The following is a 17,076-nucleotide window of genomic DNA, read 5'->3' as shown; positions in this document are numbered from 1 at the left end:
CAGCGTTCGTTTTCACGCCCGGCTAGACCACCCGGTCTGGCGCTCGCAACGTAACCGCTATCATACCTTCGAAAGATGTTTTTTGACCAGTGCCTTAGGGCCGCCTCAGGGAGGGTTCCCCGGTTCAAGACGCCGCCCCCCGCCCCGGCGCCGGATCAAGAACGCCAGAATGGGCGGCGTCATAAGGGTGGTGAGCATCACCATGATGACGATGATGGAAAACACCTCGTCGCTGACCACGCCCAGCCCCTTGCCCACCACGGCGAAAATCAGGCCCACCTCCCCCCGCGGCACCATGCCCCAGCCCACCAGCCACTTGTTCACCCTCCCCGCCACCACGCCGGCCGCCACCTTGCCGATCACGGCGGCCGCGGTGATGCCCACCGCGATCAGGAGCGCGTGCAGGTTGAAAAGGGCGTCCAGGCGCACGCCCATGCCGGTGATCACGAAAAAGAACGGCACCAGGAAATGCCCCAGCGGGTTGATCAGCTCCTCCAGGCCGCGCTGCTGGTGATGGGCGATCACTTTTTCCAGTCGCTGGCGCACGGGGGGTTCCATGTCCTGGATGGCGCGCGACACGTCGGTGATGAACTCGGGGGACTCGAAGTCCCGGAACTGCACCTCGTCCAGGATCAGGCCCGCCGCAAACGCCCCCACGATGGGCGCCAGGCCGATCTGCTGGGCCAGGAAGGCGAACACCAGGCAGGTGCCGATGACCAGCATGAACTTCATGCCGACGCCCGTGTGGATGCGGCTGAAGAACCGGCTGATGCGCGGGGCGAACGTCTGCCCCAGCGCGAGGGCCGCCACCAGGAACAGGACCGCCTTGGCGATGATCCAGGCCACACCGAGGGCGTCCACGGTGCCCGCCGACACGATGGCGGAGACCACTGCCAAGATCACCAGCCCGAGCACGTCGTCGATCACCGCCGCGCCCAGCACGATTTGCGACTCGGCCGTCTGGAGCGTTCCCATGTCCTTGAACACCCGCCCGGTAATGCCTACGGAGGTAGCAGTGAGGGTGGCGCCGAGAAAGAGGTAGGCGTTGAAGGAAAGGCCGGGCAGCAGCGCGGGCCCCACGATCCAGGTCCCTAGCAGGAAAGGCAGCGCCACGCCCACCACGGCCACCAGGAACGCCCGCACCCCCACCCGGCGCATGGAGTCCACGCTGGACTCGAGCCCGATCTGGAAGAGGAGGATGACGACGCCCAGCTCGGCCAGGAACCTGACGATCTCGTCCGTCTTGATGGGCTCGAACCAGTCGATGCCCACCAAGAACAGGTTGCCCAGGGCGATGCCCACCAGCAGTTCCCCCAACACCGCCGGCTGGCCGAGGCGCTCCACCAGGCTCGCCGTCTTGGCCGCTGCCAGGATCAGGGCGATCCACAGGAAGACCCAGGCCGTGTGCTCGGCTTCAGCCGTGACGGCGGCGGCGGCCTGTACGGACCACACGGCGGTGGCCAGGACGCCGCAGCCCAGCGCAAGCCGGACAGCGTTGAGTGTACCCGGTGCTGGCACGGTGACGTCCCCCTCCTCTGATTGTGATCGTTGTCGCCCGGTCATGCGGTGACAGCGCGCGGGCGCTCATTGTAGCCTCCCGCTGCGGGCCGCGCCAAACCTGCACCCGGGCGACGCAGCGGCGACCGGCCCGAGCGGGGGAATCGCTGAATCCGCCCGTTGGGATAAAATCGCCCTGGCCGCGTCAGGGAAACTTTTCTTTCTTCTGGCGGCTCTACGCGAGAGCCCTTCCCCTCGCAACAAGCAGAAAAAGGCCATGAGCATCCTCGTCCTCGTTCTGTTGCCCCTGGTAGCCGCGGGTATCGCCCCCATGCTCGGCCGCCATGGGCGCAACGCCACCGTCCTGGGCGTGGCGCTGCCGGTGGCGGCGGCCTTGGGCTGGCTGCTATGGCTTTCCCCGCGCGCGTTTCAGGGCGAGGTCCTGCGCGCCGGCTGGCAATGGCTGCCGGCGCTGGGGCTCAACCTGACTTTCCGCATCGACGGCCTGGCGTTCCTCTTCGCCTTCCTGATCCTCGCCATCGGGCTGCTGATCATCCTCTACGCCCGCTATTACCTGTCCCCCGCGGACAATTATGGCCGCTTTTTCTGCTACCTCATGCTGTTCATGGCGGCCATGATCGGCATCGTGCTCTCGGAGAACGTGCTGCTCATGCTGGTGTTCTGGGAACTCACCAGCCTGAGCTCTTTCCTGCTCATCGCTTTCCATCACCACCACTACGAGTCCCGTTCCGGCGCCATCACCGCCCTGTCGGTGACCGGGGGCGGGGGACTTGCCCTGCTCGCCGGGCTTTTGCTCCTCGCCCAGGCGGCGGGCAGCTTCGAGTTGAGCGACATCCTCGCTTCCCGGGAAGCGGTCCTGGAGAGCCCCTTCTACCCGCTCATCGTGGTGCTCACGCTCCTGGGCGCCTTCACCAAGTCGGCCCAGTTCCCGTTCCATTTCTGGTTGCCCCACGCCATGGCGGCGCCCACCCCCGTGTCGGCTTACCTGCATTCCGCCACCATGGTGAAGGCCGGCATCTTCCTCATGGCGCGGCTGCACCCGGTGCTCGCCGGCACCGAGGCGTGGTTCTACCTGGTCACGGCCACTGGCCTGGTGACCCTGGTGTTCGGCGCCTACATGGCCATGTTCAAGCACGACCTGAAGGGGCTCCTCGCCTATTCCACCGTGAGCCACCTGGGCCTGATCACCCTGCTGCTGGGCCTGGGCTCGCCGCTGGCGGTGGTGGCCGGTGTGTTCCACATCCTGAACCACGCCACCTTCAAGGCCTCCCTCTTCATGGCCGCCGGCATCATCGACCACGAAACCGGCACCCGGGACATGCGGCGGCTGGCGGGCTTATGGAAGGACATGCCCCACACGGCGGCGCTCGCCATGGTGGCCGCCGCCGCCATGGCGGGGGTGCCCCTGCTCAACGGGTTCCTGTCCAAGGAGATGTTTTTCGCCGAGGCGCTGCAAGGCCGGCTGCTCGGATGGATCGAACCGTTGCTGGCCGCGGCGGCCGGCATGTTCTCCGTGGCCTATTCCCTGCGCTTCATCCACGACGTCTTCTTCCACGGAGAGGCCCGGGATCTGGCGAGGGAGCCCCATGAGCCGCCCCGCTGGATGAAGGTGCCGGTGGAGATCCTGGTGGTCACCTGCGTGGTGGTGGGCCTCTTTCCCGCCGTGACCGTCGGTCCCTTGCTGCACCTCGCCTCGGCGAGCGTCCTCGGCGCGCCGCCCCCCGAGTACAGCCTGGCCATCTGGCACGGCTTCAACCTGCCCCTCGCCATGAGCCTCGCGGCGCTGGGAGGCGGCGTAGCTCTGTACTTCTGGTTGCAGCGCAAGTTCCGCCTGCATGCCCACATCCCCTCCCGCCGCACCGCCAAGCGCCTATTCGACGAGAGCGCCATCCTGGTGACCCGGGCCGCCGCGTGGGCGACGGCGCGGCTCGACAACGGCTCCCTGCAGCGCTCCCTGGCGCTCCTGCTCGCCACCGCCCTGATCGTGGCCGCCGCTCCCCTCACCGAGTCGGCGCTGCCCCTCGTCCCGTCCTCGACGCCCGCGGACGGGGTGAGCGTGGTGGTCCTCGCCGCCCTGCTGGTGGCGGTCGCGGGCAGCGTGATCTACCGCCATGACCACTTGCTTTCGGCCCTGTTCGTCGGCGTGGCAGGATTGATCGTCTCCCTCGCCTTTCTCCGCTTTTCCGCTCCCGACCTGGCCCTCACCCAGCTTTCGGTGGAAGTGGTGTCCATCATTCTGCTGCTCCTAGCCCTGCGGCGCCTGCCAGAGCGCTCCCCCCGGGAAAGCTCGTCCCTGCGGCGGGCGAGGGACGCGCTTCTCTCTGTCCTCGCCGGCCTTGGGGTCGGCTTGCTGGCCTACGGCGTCATGAACCGGCCGCTCTCCAGCATCTCGCCCTTCTTCCTGGAGCAGTCGGTGCCCGGCGGCGGGGGCGCCAACGTGGTCAACGTGATCCTGGTGGACTTCCGCGGCTTCGATACCTTCGGGGAGATCATCGTGCTGGCCATCGCCGCGATCGGCGTGCTCGCCATGGCGGGCGCGCTGGAGCGCGGCGCAGGGGCTTCTTCGGAAACGCAAGCCCAGCAGCACCCCTCACCGGCGGCGTCCAGCGCGCCACCGCCCGCTCCCGGGTCGCACCTACCCCCTTCGGGGGCAGGCACTGCTCCGCCGTCCGCGGGCGCGCTGGAGCGCGGCGCAGGGGCTTCTTCGGAAACGCAAGCCCAGCAGCACCCCTCACCCACCGGGTTCGACGCCCCGGCGGGTGACGCGGAAACCCCGGTCGAGGGGAATCGTCCCACGGAAGGAGGGTCCCTCATCCTCACCGTCGCGGCCCGGGTGATTCTGCCCCTCGCGCTGCTGGTGGCGGTCTACCTGTTCCTGCGGGGCCACAACGACCCCGGCGGCGGCTTCATCGCGGGGCTGGTGACCGCCATCGCCCTGGTGATCCAATACATGGCGAGCGGCCTCGCCTGGGCGCAGCAGCGGCTCAAGCTCGCCCCGCGGCCCATCATCGGCTGGGGCGTGCTCGTCGCCGGGGCCGCGGGCCTGGGAAGCTTCTTTCTCAGCTATCCCTTCCTCACCAGCACCTACGGACACTTGCACTTGCCAGTGCTCGGCGACCTAGAGCTGGCGAGCGCCGTGATCTTCGACCTGGGCGTGTACTTGACAGTGGTGGGCGCCACCCTGGTCTACCTCACCCGGCTGGCCCGCGTGCCGCCGTCGGCCGCATCAAGAGCCCCGTGATGGAAGCGCTGGTGGCCATCGGCATCGGCGCCCTCACGGCGGGAGGCGTGTTCCTCCTGCTGCGTGCCCGCACCTTCCCCGTGCTCTTGGGACTCACTCTCCTCTCCTACGCGGTCAACTTCTTCATCTTTGCCATGGGACGGCTCAGGCTCGCGGCACCCCCGCGCATCGTGGAAGGGGTCTCCGAATACGCCGATCCTCTGCCCCAGGCCCTGGTGCTCACTGCTATCGTGATCAGCTTCGGCATGACCGCCTTTCTGGCGGTATTGGCCGTCTGGAGCCGATGGGCGAGCGGCACCGATCATGTGGACGGCGCGCCCGCGGACGACCGATGAACCACTGGATCATCGTCCCCGTCGTCCTGCCCGCCCTCGCGGCCGCCGTGTTGCTCCTCGCCGCCGGCCGGCCCATGCCGGTGCAGCGCTGGATCTCGGGAACCGCCGCGGCGGCCCTCGCCGCCGTTTGCGTAGGGCTCGCCGCGTCCCTGGACGATTTCCCACGCGTCTATCTGCTGGGCAATTGGCCGGCGCCCTACGGCATCGTACTAGTGCTGGACCGGTTGAGCGTCCTGATGCTCACCCTCACCGCGAGCGTGGCGCTCGGCTGCCTCGCCTACGCGATGACCGGCTGGGATGCTGCGGGCCCCGCGGGAAAACGCTATTTCCATGCCCTGTTCCAGTTCCAGCTCATGGGGTTGAACGGCGCCTTCCTAACTGGGGATCTGTTCAACCTGTTCGTCTTCTTCGAAGTGCTGCTGATCGCCTCCTACGGGCTTCTGGTGCACGGCGGCGGTACCAGACGGGCGCGGGCAGGCATTCACTACGTGGCGGTAAACCTCACGGCTTCAGCCCTGTTCCTCATTGGAGTCGCCCTGCTCTACGGCGCGGCCGGGACCCTCAACATGGCAGACCTGGCCCGCGCGGTGGGAAGGCTGGAGGGGGAAGCGGCGCTGCTCGCCCAGGTGGCGGGGCTCCTGCTGCTCGCGGTCTTCGCCGTGAAAGCGGCGCTTTTTCCCCTGTACTTCTGGCTTCCCATCAGTTACACCGCGGCGGCAGCCCCGGTGGCGGCCCTCTTCGCCCTCATGACCAAAGTGGGGGTGTACGCGATCCTGCGGGTGTTCGTCCTGGTCTTCGGCGAACAGGGGACGGGCGGCTTGGCCGCACCCTGGGTCCTGCCGGCGGGACTCATCACCCTGGGCCTCGGCACCCTGGGGGCCCTGGCGGCGACCGACCTGGGACGCCTCGCGGCCTATCTCACCCTCTCGTCGGTGGGCACACTGCTCGCCGCCGTCGGCCTGTTCACCCCCCAAGCCCTGTCGAGCGCTTTGTTCTATCTGGTGCACAGTACCTTGGTGACCGCCGGCCTGTTCCTCCTCTGGGAGCGGGTGGCGGTGGAGCGTGGTTTCGCCGCCGACCGCTTTCAGCGCGGGCCCCGGCTCGGCCGGCCTCTCCTGCTGTCCGGGACGTACGCGTTTCTCGCCGCCACCGCAGTGGGGCTGCCCCCGTTCTCCGGCTTCCTAGGGAAGGTGATGATCCTGGAAAGCGCCCGGAAGGCGGACGCTGCGCTTCCGGTCTGGGGAGTGCTCCTGGTCACCGGACTCCTCGCCATCTTCGCCGTAGCCCGGGCCGGCAGTCGCCTCTTCTGGGACATCTCCCGGGAGCCGCCGCCCGCCTCGCAAGCCACTTCCCCGGCCCAGGCGGCTCCCCTGCTCGCCCTGGTGGCGGCGCTCGCCGGGCTGGTGATCCTCGCCGCGCCGTTCAAAGCCTTCACCGATCAAACCGCGCGGGAGCTTTTCAACGCAGAACGCTATGCCGCCACCGTGCTTGGCCATCCCGCCCTGCCCCAGCGCGGTCTGCCGGGCGCACCATCCGAGGAGACCACCCGATGAGGGCGCTATCCCGGCTTCTGCCCCATCCCCTACTCTCCCTGGCTGTGGCTCTGGTGTGGCTGTTGCTCGCCAATTCCGTGGCGCCGGCCCATTTGCTCCTCGCCGCGCTCCTGGGCATCGCCATCCCCCGACTCACCGCCGGGCTCTTCCCGGAGCGGCTGCAATCCATCCACCTGGGAATGGCACTGAAGTTGTTTCTGCACTTCTTATGGGACATCGTGATGGCCAACGTGGCGATGGCGCGCATCATCCTGGCACCGGAGTTGCGGGTCAAACCGAGCTTTCTGGCCCTGCCGCTTTCCCTCACCAATCCGTACGCCATCGCCGTGCTCGCCGGCATGATCACCATGACGCCCGGAACGGTATCGGTGGATCTGTCGCCCGACGGCCGCACCCTGTGGATCCACGCCTTGAACGTGGAGGATCCCGAAGGCGCCGTCGCCGAAATCAAACGCCGCTACGAGGAGCCGCTGAAGGAGCTGTTCGAATGATGACCGCCGCCGTCACCGTCGCGCTGGGCGCATTTTCCGCCGCTTTTCTGCTATGCCTGTGGCGCCTCGCGCGGGGCCCGGACGCCATCGACCGGGTGCTCGCCCTGGACACCCTTTACATCAACGCTATCGCCATCATCATGCTGCTCGGAATCGCCCAGGATACGACGGTGTATTTCGAGGCGGCCCTGCTGATCGCGGCGGTAGGTTTCGTGAGCACCGTGGCCCTGGCCAAGTATCTGGCCCAAGGCCCGGTGATCGAATAACCGGAGCAAGGAGGTTGCAAATCATGATCGCCGAGGCCATCGTTTCCCTGTTCATCCTGGCGGGCGCCTTCTTCGGGCTCACGGGATCCATCGGACTGGCCCGCCTGCCCGACTTCTACATGCGTCTACATGGGCCCACCAAGGCCACCACCCTGGGAGTGGGCGGCGTGCTGATCGCGTCCATGCTCCATTTCAGCTTCGCGGGCCCCGGGCTGAGCCTGCACGAGCTGCTGATCACCCTGTTTCTGTTTGTGACGGCGCCGGTTTCTGCCCACCTCATGGCCCGGGCGGGCGCCAGGCGGGGGGTCGATTCCTCCCTCACGCCGCCCGACGAGATCCGGCAAGAATCGGTGCGGGGTTGATGCGGCTTCGCCCCTTCAGCCCATCAGGATGACGTGCACCCGGGACGGCCCATGGGCGCCCAGGGTAACCGTCTGCTCGATGTCGGCCGTGCGGGAGGGGCCCGAGATCAGGTTGACGGCACGGGGCGGCTTTCCCCGCTCGGCCCGCAGGAGCGCCCAGGCATCCTCCAGCGCCTCCACGATGCGCTCGACTGGCACCACGGCTACATGGGTTTCCGGCACCAGGCTCACCGCGGGTGGCGTGGCCGGTCCCGAGAGCATTACCAGGGTGCCGGTCTCCGCGACGGCGCAGAAAGCGCCGGTGATGCCCACCCGGTCCTCCCCCACGGGGTGCCGACTCTCGGCCAAGATGCCCGCCGACTCCCAGCCCCAGCCAGCCAGCTCCGGCCACACCACGGCCTTGAGGGGCAGCCCCCGCTCGGACAGGTAGGCGGCGACGGCGGCCGGCACGTTTTCCTGGGCATCGACCCGCGCCACGGTGCAGGCCATGGCGAGGGCCCGCTCCCGGAAGCGTTCGATGTGCTGCCCGTCGAACGGGGGGCGCGGGCCGGGCATGTGGGCCTCGAGGGTGTGGCGCACCGCTTCGCGCACCTCCAGGGGCGCGCCGCCGCTCGAGCGCCGCAGGGCCTTGCGGATGCGGCTCAGAATTTCTTCCCTGGAATTCATCCCAGCGTCGGCATCGACAGGCCTTTGCCCGGCAGGTCCGTCTCGGACCAGCGGGTGGTCACCACCTTGGTGCGGGTGTAGAAGTACACCCCTTCTATGCCGTGGACATGGAGGTCGCCGAACAGCGACTGCTTCCAGCCGCCGAAGGAGAAGAAGGCCATGGGCACCGGGATGGGCACGTTCACACCCACCATGCCCGCCTCCACCTCATTCTGGAAGCGCCGCGCCGCGGCCCCGGAGCGAGTGAAGAGGGCGGTACCGTTGCCGTAGGGGTTGCGGTTCACGAGATCCAGGGCTTCGTCGAAGTCTCGCGCCCGCAGCACCACCAGCACCGGCCCGAAAATCTCGTCCCGGTAGATGGACATCTCGGGGGTAACGCGATCGAACAGGGTGGGGCCGAGGAAGAAGCCGTTCTCGTGACCGGGAACCTGCAGCCCCCGGCCGTCCACCACCAGCCGGGCACCGGCCGCCTCGCCCTGGTCCACGTAACCCTTCACCCGGTCCCGGTGGGCGCGGGAGATGAGGGGCCCCATCTCCACCCCAGGCTCGGCTCCCGGGCCGACCTTGAGGCCGCGCGCCCGGGCGGCGAGCTTTTCCACTAAGGGATCGGCCGCCTCCCCCACCGCCACCACCGCCGAGATGGCCATGCAGCGCTCCCCAGCCGACCCGTAGGCGGCACCTGCCAGAGCCTCCGCCGCGAAGTCGAGATCGGCATCGGGCAATACCACGGCGTGGTTCTTGGCGCCGCCCAGCGCCTGCACCCGCTTGCCGTGGCGCGCGCCGGTTTCATAGACGTAGCGAGCGATGGGAGTAGAGCCCACGAAGGAGAGCGCCTTGACGTCCGGGTGGGCGAGCAGGGAGTCCACCGCAGCCTTATCGCCGTGGATCACATTGAACACGCCGTCGGGCAGCCCCGCCTCCTTGAAGAGCTCCGCCATGCGCAGGGAGGCCGAGGGAACCTTCTCGGAGGGCTTCAGCACGAAGGTGTTGCCGCAGGCAACGGCCACCGGGAACATCCACAGGGGCACCATGACGGGGAAGTTGAAGGGCGTGATGCCGGCGCAGACCCCGAGCGGCTGGAGCAGGGAGTGGCAGTCCACGCCCCGGCCCACGTCCTCCGCGTGCTCGCCCTTGAGGAGGTGGGGCGCGCCGGCCGCGAACTCGATCACCTCGATCCCCCGTTGCACCGACCCCGCCGCGTCCGCCAGGGTCTTGCCGTGCTCTTCGGTGACGAGGCGTGTGAGCTCATCCCGGTGCGCCTCCATGAGCTCGCGAAAGCGGGTGAGGATCCGGGCGCGCCTCAACGGCGTGGTGCCGCGCCACCCGGGAAAGGCCGCGCGGGCCGCGGCTACCGCCCGTTCCACGTCCTCGGCCCCGCAGAGGGGCACACGCCGGATCACCGCGCCGGTGGCGGGATTGGTGACCTCGCCGGAGCGCTCGGTGCAGGGTTCCACCCGCTGGCCGCCGATCCACAGGGGGACGACCGCCGGTTCCCGCTCCCTCGCCGCTCTAGACGTTGCAGTGCTCATGATCCACCTCGGCTCCGATAAAGTTCGCGAAAAGTTTTGCCCGCGGGCGCCGGAAAATCCCGTCCGTCGGTCCAGCCGCCGCCGAAGGGCAGCCGATGCAACAGCCCCTCTTCGCCGGCCATGCGCTTGAGCAGCCGGGCGCCGAGGCGCGTCGCCCAGGCGTAAGCCCGGGGCCGCTGCGCCAGCCAGGCCCACGCCCGCAGCGCCGACCGCTCGGGCCAGGGCCGCAGGCCCCGCTCCATCTGCTTTTCCCGCAGCTTGCGCATAAGCTCGGGAAGCGGAATTTTCACCGGGCAGACGACCCCGCACTGGTTGCATAGGGTGGCCGCATGGGGCAGGTCCAGGGCGTTCTCCAGCCCCACGTAGGCCGGGGTGAGCACCGAGCCCATGGGGCCAGGATACACCCAGCCGTAGGCGTGGCCGCCCACGCTCTGGTAGACCGGACAGTGGTTCATGCAGGCGCCGCAGCGGATGCAGCGGAGCATGGGCTGCAGTGCCGTGCCCAGGAGGGCGGTGCGGCCCGCGTCCACCAGCACGATGTGGAAGTGCTCCGGCCCGTCCAGGTCGCCTTCACCCTTCACGCCGGTGGACAGGGTGACGTAATTGGTGATGGACTGCCCGGTGGCGGAGCGGGGCAAAAGCCGCAGCAGGGTGGCGAGATCCTCCAGCGTCGGCACCACCTTTTCGATCCCGGTGATCGCCACGTGCACCCGGGGAAGCGTCGTCACCATGCGGCCGTTGCCCTCGTTGGTGACGATCAGGGTAGAGCCGGTCTCGGCGCAGAGGAAGTTGGCCCCCGAGATCCCCATGTCCGCCGTGAGGAAATGGGGCCGCAGCACCTCCCGGGCTTCCCGGCACAGGGCCTCGATCTCGCTCTGGCGCGGCCGCCGGTGTTGGTGCTCGAAGAGAGTCGCGATCTCGTCCTTGTTCTTGTGCACCACCGGCGCCACGATGTGGGATGGAGGCTCGTGGGCGAGTTGCAGGATATATTCCCCCAGGTCGGTCTCCACCACTTCCACGCCGGCCGCCTCCAGCGCCGCGTTAAGATCGCACTCCTCCGACACCATGGACTTGGACTTGACCGCCTTGCGTACCCCGTGGCGGCGGGCGATCTCGCACACGATGCGCGCCGCCTCCTGGTGGGTCGCCGCCCAGTGCACCTCCGCGCCCCGGGCGGTGGCGTTTTTCTCGAACTCCTCCAGATAGAGGTCCAGGTCGGCCAGGGCGCGCTCCCGGATCTGGGCCGCCGCCTCCCGGAACCCCTCGAAGTCGGGCAGTTCCGCGATCGCCCGGGCGCGGGCGTCGACGAAGTTGGTCTGCAGCCTGGCGAGCGCCTGCTGCAGCCGCTCGTCCCGCAGCTTTTCCCGGGCCCGGGCCTTGAAGTACATGGAGGTCGCTTGCATGGGGCCCCTGCTCCCTTACAGCTCTCCGTCGACGCCCGCCAACACCTCCGCCACGTGCAGCACCCGGGTGCGGCGATCGCCCCGGCGGCGCAGCCGGCCTTCGATGTTGAGCATACAGCCCAGATCCCCCAGCACCACCGCGTCGGCCCCCGTGGCCTCGATGGCCTGGCACTTGCGGTCCACGATGCGGGTGGAGATCTCGCCGAACTTCACAGCGAAGGTGCCCCCGAAGCCGCAGCACTGCTCGGCGCCGGGTAGTTCCACCAGGGAAAGCCCCGGCACCTTCGCCAGCAGCTCCCGGGGCTGGCGTTTCACCCCCAGCTCCCTCAGGCCCGCGCAGGCGTCGTGATAGGTGACGGTGCCGGCGAAGCGGCCGGGTACCGCTTCCAGCTTCGCCACCCGCACCAGGAAATCGGCGAGTTCATAGGTCTTGGCGCAAAGCCGCTCCACTGCCTCCCGGCGCGCAGGAAATTCCTGGAGCAGCTCCGGGTAATGGGCCCGAATCATCCCGGCGCAGGAGCCCGAAGGCACCACCACGTAGTCGCAGTCCGCGAATTCTTCCACGAGCTTCAACGCCAGCCCCTGGGCGCCGAGGCGTTCCCCGCTGTTATAGCCCGGCTGGCCGCAACAGGTCTGAGTGGCCGGCACTATCACCTGGCAGCCCGCAGCCTCTAAGAGCTTGAGCGCCGCAAACCCGATGCGGGGGCGCAACAGATCGACGAGACAGGTGACGAAAAGCCCGACGCGCACGGCGCTTGGGAAGCAAAAGGGGCAGAAAAAGGTCGCGTGATCATAGCACACCACCTTTCCCCGCCCGGGCCCGTTGCCGCCGGAAATTTCATAATGTAAAATTTCGCCGGTCTTTGTGCACCGCGGGAGATATTTTCTTGGCCGAAAACGGGACCAAATCCTCCATCCAGGTGCTGGAGCGCATGATGGCGCTGCTGGACGCACTGGCCGAAAGCCCCGAGCCGCTGAACCTGAAGCAGCTCGCCGTCAAGACCAGCCTCCATCCTTCCACCGCCCACCGGATCCTGGGCGTCATGGTGGAGCACCGCCTGGTGGACCGCATCGAGCCCGGCACCTATCGCCTCGGCATCCATCTGCTGGAGCTGGGAAACCTGGTCAAGAGTCGGATCAACATCCGGGACGAGGCCCTGCCCTTCATGCAGAAGCTGCACGAGAAGATCCACGAGACGGTGAACCTCTCCATCCGCCAGGGGGACGAGATGGTCTACGTGGAGCGCCTGGTGTCGAGCCGCTCGGCCATGCGGGTGGTGCATCTGATCGGCGCCCGGGCGCCGCTCCACATCACGGCCGTGGGGAAGCTGTTTCTCGTGGAAGACGGGCCGGAAAAGGTCCGGGAATACGCCCAGCGCACTGGCCTGCCCACCTTCACCCGTAACACCCTCAATACCCTGCCCAAGCTCACCCAGGAGCTGGAACGGGTGCGCCGGCAGGGCTACGCCTTCGACAACGAGGAAGCGGAGCGGGGCGTCTCCTGCGTCGGCGCCGGCATCCGCGACGACGAGGGGCGCCTCGTGGCGGGGCTTTCCATCTCCGCGCCCTCGGAACGCCTGAACAAGGCCTGGGGCCCCCTGGTCAAGGAGGTGGCCGACGACATCTCCCACGCCATCGGTTACCGGCCGGTGCGGGCGCTGCGGCGTTGATCAGGTCGCCTCCAGATAGAGCACGGCGAAGGGCTCCTCTCCCCCGATCCAGCCCCGCTTCAGCCTGAATCCGGCGCCCTGGGCCAGCGCCTCGAAATCCTCCACCGAGTACTTGTAGGAGTTCTCGGTGTGCATCGCCTCTCCCGCGAAAAAGGAAAAGCGCCGCCCGGCGACCGTGACCTGCTGGTAGACCGTGCTTTGCAGGTGCATTTCGATCCGGCCGAGCGCCTCGTTGTAGAAGGCTAGGTGGCGGAAACGCTCGGGGACGAAGTTCCCTCCCAGCTCCCGGTTGATGCGCAGGAGCAGGTTGAGGTTGAACCGGGCGGTCACGCCGCCCGCATCGTCGTAGGCCCGGGTCAACCGGTCCACTCCCCGCTTGAGGTCGATACCGATCAGCAGCCCGCCGCCCGCGCCCACCTGGCGGGCGGTCCGCGCCAGAAAGCGCCCCGCGTCCTCCGGGTCGAAATTGCCGATGCTGGAGCCGGGAAAGTAGGCGATGCGGCGCGTGTGGGGCGCCGCCTGGGGAAGCTCCCAGACTTCGGCGTAATCGGCCCACACCGCCTCGATGTGCAGCCACGGATAGTCCAGGGCGAGCCCGCGGGCCGTGCGCTCCAGCATTTCCAGGGAAATGTCGACGGGCATGTACACCGCCGGCCGCAGCGCCTCGAGGAGGAGGCGCGATTTGCGGCTGTTGCCGCTGCCGTATTCGATGAGCCAGACCCCCGCCCCCAGGCAGGCCGCCATCTCGTCCCGGTGCTGCTCCATGAGGGCCGTCTCGGTCCGGGCGATGGGATATTCGGGCAGCTCGCAGATGGCCTCGAACAGCCGGCTGCCCCGCTCGTCGTAGAAGTATTTCGGCGGTATCCGCTTCGGGCGAGCGGCGAGGCCCGCCAGCACGTCCTCCCGGAACCGGTCGGCGACGGGGGTGCGGGCGTGCAGCCTCGCCCTGGGTGCCACGGACCGTGGTGCCTGGATCCCCGCAGGGGTCGAAGGGGGATCGGGAGCGGAACGCTCGTTCGCCATGGAAATCCGGGGGCCGGGTTGGTCAGCGGCCCCGCGCCCGGGACCCCCAGCGCGAAGGAAAGCCGCTCGCTTAGCCTGATACCGCAGGCAGCCGGGAGGAACTCTCCATCCAGCGCTTGATGCGGTTGGCGTCGCCGATGCGGGTGAGTTTACCCCAAGAATCCAGGAGCACGATGATGACTTGGCGGCCCGCGACCCGGGCCTGCATCACCAGGCAGCGGCCGGCCTCCCGGATGAAGCCGGTCTTGGAAACCTCGATTTCCCAGTCTTTATGGGCCACCAGGCGGTTGGAGTTGCTGAAGGCCATGGCACGCCGGGTGCCCGGGACCTCGATCCTGGCCCGGGGCGTCGTGGTGAACTCCCGGATCAGCGCGTAGCCCCCAGCGGCCTCCACCAGCTTCGCCAGATCCTGCGCGGTGGAGACGTTGCGGGCATCCAAGCCGGTCGGCTCCACGAACTCGGTGCGGGCCATGCCGATGATCCGGGCCTTGACGTTCATGGTGCGGACGAAAGCCTCGGTTCCCCCGGGATAGGTGCGCGCTAGGGCGGCGGCGGCCCGGTTCTCCGAGGCCATGAGGGCCAAGCGCAAGAGCTCCCGGCGCGGGAGTACCGTCCCGACCCGCAGCCGGGAGCTGGTGTGCTTCAGGGTATCCACGTCGGCCGCGGCGATGGCGATCGGCTCGTCCAGGTCGAGCCCGGCATCCAGCACCACCATGGCCATCATCAGCTTGGTGATGGAAGCGATGGGCATCACTTCCGTGCTGTTTTTCGCGTAGAGCTCGGTGCCGCTCGCGTAATCCAAAACCAGCGCGGCCGCCGATTTGAGATGGGGTCCGTCGGCGAGGGCCATGGCGGCTGTCCTAGGAGAAGCTTTCCCGCGCGGAGCCGCGCCCTCGTCCTGGGCCTGCGCCGTGCCGATAATCATCGCGGCGAGCAGCATCGCCAGCCGTCGTCCCATGGAGTCCTCCCTGATTCCGTGTTCGACCGGCCGCCCCTGCGGCACTCCCCTGCCTGGGCCGCTTTCGATCCATGACTACCATAGCAAAAAACATAGCCTATGGAAAGGGTTGAACGGAAAACTTAGTGTATTTTCGAGGCGTTTGCGGCGCCCCATTCAAGCCGCTGGCTGGGTCATGGACAAGCCTCCGGGGCTTGAGGCCTCCCGCTCCCGCTGCTGCAGGGCCCAGAGCCGGGCGTAGGCGCCGCCCCGTTCCAGCAGCTCCTCGTGGCGTCCCCGTTCCACGATACGACCTTGTTCCATCACGAGAATCTCGTCCGCATGCAGGATGGTGGAAAGTCGGTGGGCGATCATGAGGGTAGTGCGACCCCGGGCGATGCGGTCGATTTCCGCCTGGATCGCCTTTTCCGACTGGGAGTCCAGGGCCGAGGTGGCTTCGTCGAACACCAGGATGCGGGGGTTCTTGAGCAGCGCCCGGGCGATGGCCACCCGCTGCTTCTCCCCGCCGGAGAGCTTGAGCCCCCGCTCCCCGACCCGGGTCTCGTAACCGTCGGGCAGCCGCTCGATGAATTCGTGGATGTGGGCGGCCCGGGCGGCCGCTACCACCTCCTCGGGGCTGGCGTCGGGCCGGCCGTATTGGATGTTGTAGAAAATGGTGTCGTTGAACAGCACCGTGTCCTGGGGCACGATGCCGATGGCGGCTCGCAAGCTCGCCTGGGTCACGTCCCGGATGTCGATGCCGTCGATGGTGATGCGCCCGCCGGTCACGTCGTAGAAGCGGAACAGCAAGCGCGCCAGCGTGGACTTGCCGGCGCCCGAATGGCCCACCACCGCCACCGTGCGCCCGGCGGGAATTTCGAAGCTCACCCCCCGGAGAACCTCTCGCCGGCCGTCGTAGCCGAAGCGCACGTCCTCGAAGCGTATGGTGGGGTTCGCCGCCGCCAGGGCCGGCGCATGGGGTTTGTCCTGGATCTCCCGATGCTCGCCGAGGAGCCCGAACATGCGCTCGATGTCGGTCAAGGATTGCTTGATCTCCCGGTACAGCACCCCCAGGAAGTTGAGCGGGATGTAGAGCTGGATCATGAAGGCGTTCACCAGCACCAGGTCACCGATGGTCATGCGCCCCGCCACCACACCCTGGGCCGCCTGCCACATGATCAGGGTGGCGCCGACGGCGATGACGGCGCTCTGCCCCGTGTTCAAGGCGGAAAGGGAAGTGGTGCTTTTCACCGCCGCCGCCTCGAAACGCCGCAGGTTTTCGTCGTAGCGGCGCGCTTCGTGCTCCTCGTTGCCGAAATACTTCACCGTCTCGTAGTTGAGTAGGCTGTCGATGGCCCGGGTGTTGGCGCGGGAATCCTCCTCGTTCATCTGGCGCCGGAACTTGGTGCGCCACTCGGTCACGGTCACGGTGTAGAGGATGTAGGCCACGAGGGTCGCGAAGGTGATCAGGGCGAACCTCACGTCGTACATGTACAGGAGCACTCCGGTCACCAGGAGGATCTCGATCAGGGTGGGAAGGATGGAGTAGAGCGTGTAGCTCATGAGGCTTGAAATGCCGCGCACGCCCCGCTCGATGTCCCGGGAGAGGCCCCCGGTCTGCCGGTCCAGGTGGAAGCGCAGGGACAGGGCATGGAGATGGCGGAAGACCTCCAGGGCGATGCGCCGCGCCGCCCGATGGGTGACCCGGGCGAACACGATCTCCCGCAGCTCGGTGAAGAGGGTGGTGGACAGCCGCAGCGCCCCGTAGGCGACGAGCAGCGCCAGAGGCACCGCCACCAGCACCCGGCTGCCGGAAAGGGCGTCCACGATTTCCTTGAGCACCACCGGCACGGCCACGTTGGCCAGCTTGGCGGCGAGCAGGAAGGCGAGGGCGGCCGCCACCCGGCCGCGGAACTCCCACAGGTAGGGGAGCAGCCGTCTCAAGGTGCGCCAGTCGCCGCCTGAAGCGGCGGGCGCCACCGTATCATGGGCGCGCATCGAGAGGATAAACAAGTAAAAATGCAAGGTTATCAGCCCGCAGGCAGGCCGTCACCGGGAAGAGCGCGCCCGATTGACGCCCGT

15 protein-coding genes are annotated in these 17,076 nt (G+C 68.0%); 7 read left to right on the top strand and 8 right to left on the bottom strand.

Annotated elements, in window-relative coordinates:
* Positions 1 to 105 precede the first annotated feature (105 nt).
* On the bottom strand, positions 106 to 1,518 hold the full coding sequence (locus tag ACTFO6_RS10995; RefSeq protein WP_439934502.1) for a cation:proton antiporter: 1,413 nt from the start codon (positions 1,516 to 1,518) through the stop codon (positions 106 to 108).
* Between the two features lie 256 nt (positions 1,519 to 1,774).
* On the opposite strand from ACTFO6_RS10995, the gene ACTFO6_RS10990 reads away from it, so the two are divergent.
* From ACTFO6_RS10990 to ACTFO6_RS10965, 6 genes are read left to right on the top strand one after another with little or no spacing between them, the layout of a single operon-like run.
* Positions 1,775 to 4,759, top strand: coding sequence for a monovalent cation/H+ antiporter subunit A (locus tag ACTFO6_RS10990; RefSeq protein WP_439934501.1), 2,985 nt, complete (start codon positions 1,775 to 1,777; stop codon positions 4,757 to 4,759).
* Positions 4,759 to 5,094: a Na+/H+ antiporter subunit C gene (locus ACTFO6_RS10985; protein WP_439934590.1), complete on the top strand. Its 336-nt coding sequence runs from the start codon at positions 4,759 to 4,761 to the stop codon at positions 5,092 to 5,094. The genes ACTFO6_RS10990 and ACTFO6_RS10985 overlap by 1 nt, the downstream gene beginning before the upstream one ends.
* The gene (locus tag ACTFO6_RS10980) at positions 5,091 to 6,647 is read left to right on the top strand and encodes a monovalent cation/H+ antiporter subunit D (RefSeq protein WP_439934500.1); all 1,557 of its coding nucleotides are present in this window, start codon (positions 5,091 to 5,093) and stop codon (positions 6,645 to 6,647) included. Before ACTFO6_RS10985 ends, ACTFO6_RS10980 begins: the two co-directional genes overlap by 4 nt.
* Complete coding sequence (locus ACTFO6_RS10975; RefSeq protein WP_439934499.1) at positions 6,644 to 7,138, top strand: Na+/H+ antiporter subunit E; 495 nt, start codon at positions 6,644 to 6,646, stop codon at positions 7,136 to 7,138. Before ACTFO6_RS10980 ends, ACTFO6_RS10975 begins: the two co-directional genes overlap by 4 nt.
* Positions 7,135 to 7,404: a K+/H+ antiporter subunit F gene (locus ACTFO6_RS10970; RefSeq protein WP_439934498.1), complete on the top strand. Its 270-nt coding sequence runs from the start codon at positions 7,135 to 7,137 to the stop codon at positions 7,402 to 7,404. The genes ACTFO6_RS10975 and ACTFO6_RS10970 overlap by 4 nt, the downstream gene beginning before the upstream one ends.
* A gap of 23 nt (positions 7,405 to 7,427) precedes the next feature.
* Positions 7,428 to 7,766 carry a Na+/H+ antiporter subunit G gene (locus tag ACTFO6_RS10965; protein ID WP_439934497.1) on the top strand — a complete coding sequence of 113 codons (339 nt, stop codon included), beginning with the start codon at positions 7,428 to 7,430 and terminating at the stop codon, positions 7,764 to 7,766.
* Between the two features lie 15 nt (positions 7,767 to 7,781).
* Here the strand turns inward: ACTFO6_RS10965 and ACTFO6_RS10960 are convergent, their stop codons facing one another.
* Genes ACTFO6_RS10960 through ACTFO6_RS10945 form a run of 4 tightly spaced genes read right to left on the bottom strand, consistent with a single transcriptional unit; the run spans position 7,782 to position 12,114 of the window.
* On the bottom strand, positions 7,782 to 8,432 hold the full coding sequence (locus ACTFO6_RS10960; protein ID WP_439934496.1) for a LutC/YkgG family protein: 651 nt from the start codon (positions 8,430 to 8,432) through the stop codon (positions 7,782 to 7,784).
* The gene (locus ACTFO6_RS10955; protein ID WP_439934495.1) at positions 8,429 to 9,961 is read right to left on the bottom strand and encodes a CoA-acylating methylmalonate-semialdehyde dehydrogenase; all 1,533 of its coding nucleotides are present in this window, start codon (positions 9,959 to 9,961) and stop codon (positions 8,429 to 8,431) included. The genes ACTFO6_RS10960 and ACTFO6_RS10955 overlap by 4 nt, the downstream gene beginning before the upstream one ends.
* On the bottom strand, positions 9,958 to 11,364 hold the full coding sequence (locus ACTFO6_RS10950; RefSeq protein WP_439934494.1) for a LutB/LldF family L-lactate oxidation iron-sulfur protein: 1,407 nt from the start codon (positions 11,362 to 11,364) through the stop codon (positions 9,958 to 9,960). Before ACTFO6_RS10950 ends, ACTFO6_RS10955 begins: the two co-directional genes overlap by 4 nt.
* A 15-nt stretch (positions 11,365 to 11,379) precedes the next feature.
* A complete protein-coding gene (locus ACTFO6_RS10945) occupies positions 11,380 to 12,114 on the bottom strand; it encodes a (Fe-S)-binding protein (protein ID WP_439934493.1) in 735 nt (244 codons plus the stop codon).
* Between the two features lie 182 nt (positions 12,115 to 12,296).
* Here ACTFO6_RS10945 and ACTFO6_RS10940 point away from each other — a divergent pair, with 182 nt between their 5' ends.
* Positions 12,297 to 13,034 (top strand): IclR family transcriptional regulator, encoded by a 738-nt coding sequence (locus ACTFO6_RS10940; protein WP_439934589.1) that lies wholly within the window; start codon positions 12,297 to 12,299, stop codon positions 13,032 to 13,034.
* Here ACTFO6_RS10940 and egtD read toward each other — a convergent pair whose 3' ends face one another.
* The 3 genes from egtD to ACTFO6_RS10925 all read right to left on the bottom strand — a co-directional run bounded on the left by egtD (position 13,035) and on the right by ACTFO6_RS10925 (position 16,992).
* On the bottom strand, positions 13,035 to 13,991 hold the full coding sequence (gene egtD, locus ACTFO6_RS10935; protein WP_439934492.1) for an L-histidine N(alpha)-methyltransferase: 957 nt from the start codon (positions 13,989 to 13,991) through the stop codon (positions 13,035 to 13,037).
* A 136-nt stretch (positions 13,992 to 14,127) separates the two neighbouring features.
* Positions 14,128 to 15,015 carry a D-alanyl-D-alanine endopeptidase gene (gene pbpG / locus ACTFO6_RS10930; RefSeq protein ID WP_439934491.1) on the bottom strand — a complete coding sequence of 296 codons (888 nt, stop codon included), beginning with the start codon at positions 15,013 to 15,015 and terminating at the stop codon, positions 14,128 to 14,130.
* Between the two features lie 156 nt (positions 15,016 to 15,171).
* Positions 15,172 to 16,992, bottom strand: coding sequence for an ABCB family ABC transporter ATP-binding protein/permease (locus ACTFO6_RS10925; protein ID WP_439934588.1), 1,821 nt, complete (start codon positions 16,990 to 16,992; stop codon positions 15,172 to 15,174).
* Positions 16,993 to 17,076: the final 84 nt, after the last annotated feature.

The organism is Pelomicrobium sp. G1 (genome assembly GCF_051905455.1).
In the GTDB taxonomy this organism is placed as follows: Bacteria; Pseudomonadota; Gammaproteobacteria; order Burkholderiales; family UBA6910; genus Pelomicrobium.
This window is presented reverse-complemented; position numbering and strand designations above follow the sequence as displayed.

What these genes read in the sequence shown, in the direction of transcription:
- ACTFO6_RS10990 (WP_439934501.1), top strand. Translation starts at nt 1,775, where the DNA reads ATGAGCATCCTCGTCCTCGTTCTGTTGCCCCTGGTAGCCGCGGGTATC.
- ACTFO6_RS10985 (WP_439934590.1), top strand. Translation starts at nt 4,759, where the DNA reads ATGGAAGCGCTGGTGGCCATCGGCATCGGCGCCCTCACGGCGGGAGGC.
- ACTFO6_RS10980 (WP_439934500.1), top strand. Translation starts at nt 5,091, where the DNA reads ATGAACCACTGGATCATCGTCCCCGTCGTCCTGCCCGCCCTCGCGGCC.
- ACTFO6_RS10975 (WP_439934499.1), top strand. Translation starts at nt 6,644, where the DNA reads ATGAGGGCGCTATCCCGGCTTCTGCCCCATCCCCTACTCTCCCTGGCT.
- ACTFO6_RS10970 (WP_439934498.1), top strand. Translation starts at nt 7,135, where the DNA reads ATGATGACCGCCGCCGTCACCGTCGCGCTGGGCGCATTTTCCGCCGCT.
- ACTFO6_RS10965 (WP_439934497.1), top strand. Translation starts at nt 7,428, where the DNA reads ATGATCGCCGAGGCCATCGTTTCCCTGTTCATCCTGGCGGGCGCCTTC.
- ACTFO6_RS10960 (WP_439934496.1), bottom strand. Translation starts at nt 8,432, where the DNA reads ATGAATTCCAGGGAAGAAATTCTGAGCCGCATCCGCAAGGCCCTGCGG.
- ACTFO6_RS10955 (WP_439934495.1), bottom strand. Translation starts at nt 9,961, where the DNA reads ATGAGCACTGCAACGTCTAGAGCGGCGAGGGAGCGGGAACCGGCGGTC.
- ACTFO6_RS10950 (WP_439934494.1), bottom strand. Translation starts at nt 11,364, where the DNA reads ATGCAAGCGACCTCCATGTACTTCAAGGCCCGGGCCCGGGAAAAGCTG.
- ACTFO6_RS10940 (WP_439934589.1), top strand. Translation starts at nt 12,297, where the DNA reads ATGATGGCGCTGCTGGACGCACTGGCCGAAAGCCCCGAGCCGCTGAAC.
- pbpG (WP_439934491.1), bottom strand. Translation starts at nt 15,015, where the DNA reads ATGGGACGACGGCTGGCGATGCTGCTCGCCGCGATGATTATCGGCACG.
- ACTFO6_RS10925 (WP_439934588.1), bottom strand. Translation starts at nt 16,992, where the DNA reads ATGCGCGCCCATGATACGGTGGCGCCCGCCGCTTCAGGCGGCGACTGG.